The sequence below is a fragment of the Corallococcus sp. CA047B genome (genome assembly GCF_003612065.1).
GTDB classification, from domain to species: domain Bacteria; phylum Myxococcota; class Myxococcia; order Myxococcales; family Myxococcaceae; genus Corallococcus; species Corallococcus praedator.
This window is the reverse complement of the sequence record NZ_RAWD01000603.1, coordinates 1-2,154: the sequence shown is the minus strand read 5'-3', so window position 1 is coordinate 2,154 and position 2,154 is coordinate 1. Positions and strand designations below refer to the sequence as shown.

Annotated in this window: 2 protein-coding genes; both read left to right on the top strand. The window is 70.1% G+C overall.

Going from position 1 to position 2,154, the window contains the following annotated elements; all coding sequences use genetic code 11:
* Positions 1–609 (top strand): isoprenylcysteine carboxylmethyltransferase family protein (locus tag D7X74_RS41470; protein ID WP_147446896.1); only part of this gene is annotated, 609 nt, incomplete at its 5' end.
* A 161-nt stretch (positions 610–770) separates the two neighbouring features.
* A partial coding sequence (locus D7X74_RS41465; protein WP_233602482.1) for a TolC family protein occupies positions 771–2,154 on the top strand: 1,384 nt, incomplete at its 3' end.

Below are 2,154 nucleotides of genomic sequence, written 5' to 3'. Positions count from 1 at the left end.
CTCACCACCCTGGCCTTCCTGCTCTTCGCCATGGTCCTTCCCTCCGTGCGACTGCGCCAGCGCACCGGTCGACCCGCGCTGGTGCTGCACCGCTCAGGACCGCCGCTCCAGCGCGTCATCGGCGTGGGCATGGCGCTGTTCATGCTCGCCATCGTGCTCTGGAGTGGAGCGCACCTCGCGCTCGGTGAGCAGGCACTGGGGCTCTGGCAGGTCCCCGCCTCCGTCCGGTGGAGCGGCTGGGCGCTGGTCGTCGTGGGCTTCTTCGTCACGGTGCGCGCCCAACTGCAGATGGGCGCCTCGTGGCGCATCGGCATCGACTCCGAACGCACGGAGCTGGTGACAGGAGGCCTCTTCGGCATCGTGCGCAATCCCATCTTCACCGGCATGCTCACCGTGCTGACAGGCGTGATGCTCGCGACGCCGAGCGCGTGGACCGTGATGGGCTGGCTCGACTACGTGCTGCTCGTCTCGCTCCAGGTGCGGCTGGAGGAAGACCACCTGCTTCGCCTGCACGGCGCTGACTACGCACGCTACGCGCAGCGCGTGGGCCGCTTCATGCCGGGCGTGGGACGCCTGGGCTCCCCCACGGCCACGGGCATCACAGTGTGACGTCCACGGTCACACCTCCACCCCGTGAGGGGGTGGGAGCGTGTGCCTTCAAACCCCGTCGTTCCGTGGGGTTGCGCTCACCAACGTCCTGGCCCATCCCTTGCTCATCCGCGGCCAGCATCCTGGCTTGCCGTACGGGCATGCCCCTTCCGAGGTCTCGTGTGCACTGGAAATACCCCTGCCTCCTCGCGGTCTTCCTCCTGGGCGGCTGCGCCTCCGTGCGCAAGGAGCGCGGACACTCGGAGGTGGCGACGCTCGTGGAGGAGCGCACGGGCCTGAAGACACGCTGGAACCAGGGCACGCCGGAGGACGCGCAGGTGCAACAGCACCTGGACGTCCTGCTCGCGCAGGCCCTCACGTCGGACCGCTCGGTGGAGGTGGCCCTGCTCAACAACCCGGCCCTCCAGGGCACCTACGAGGAGCTGGGCGTCTCCCAGGCGGACATGGTGCAGGCCGGGCTGCTGACCAACCCGTCCTTCAGCGGGAGCATCGGCTTCCCGCTGTCCTCCGACGGCGTCACCGAAACCGAGTTCTCCATCGTCCAAAGCTTCGTGGACCTCTTCACGCTGCCCCTGCGCAAGCGGGTGGCGAAGGAGCAGTTCATGGCGGACACGCTGCGCGTGGCGCATGAAGCCCTGGCCACCACCGCGGAGGTCCGCCAGACGTTCACCGAGGTCCAGGCCCGCCAGCAGCTCGTCGCCCTGCGCCGCGAGGTGTTCCAGGCCGCCGACGCGGCGGCGGAACTCGCGGACCGCCAGCGCACCGCGGGCAACGTCACGGCGCTCGCGCTCGCCACCGAGCAGGCCTCGCTGGAGCAGGCCCGGTTGGACCTCGCCCAGGATGAGCTGGCGCTGTTCGAAGCGCGCGAGCACCTCAACCGGCTGATGGGCCTGTTCGGCGCACGGGTACAATGGACGCTGTCGGAGAAGCTGCCAGAGGTGCCCGTGTCGGAGGCACCGCTGGAGCACCTGGAGACGCTCGCCATCCGACAGCGGCTGGACATCGACGCGGCCCGCAAGCAGGCCTCGCTGTTGTGGAACGCGCTGGAGCTGGCACGCAGCACGCGCTTCTTCGGCCGCGTGGAGGTGGGCGTGCACACGCACCGCGACGCGAACGGCCCGCGCCTCTTCGGCCCCACGCTGTCACTGGAGCTGCCCATCTTCGATCAGCGACAGGCGCTCATCGCACGGCTGGAAGCGCAATACCGCCAGGGCGAGGACCGGCTGACGGAGCTGTCCGTGAACGCCCGCTCGGAGGTGCGCGCCGCCAGGGCCCGGCTGATGACGCTCCGGAACATGGCGGAGCGCTACCAGAAGGCCGTGCTCCCGCTGCGCGCCACCATCGTCGAGGAGTCGCAGCGCCAATACAACGCGATGCAGATCGGCCTGCCCGCGCTCCTCATCGCCCGCCGCGAACAGGTGGAGGCCTGGCGCGCCTACCTGGAGACCGTCCGCGACTACTGGACGACCCGCGCCGACCTGGAACGCCTCGTGGGCGGACGCCTTCCGAAAGGCACCGCGCCCGCGGCCCCTCCTCCCTCTCCCC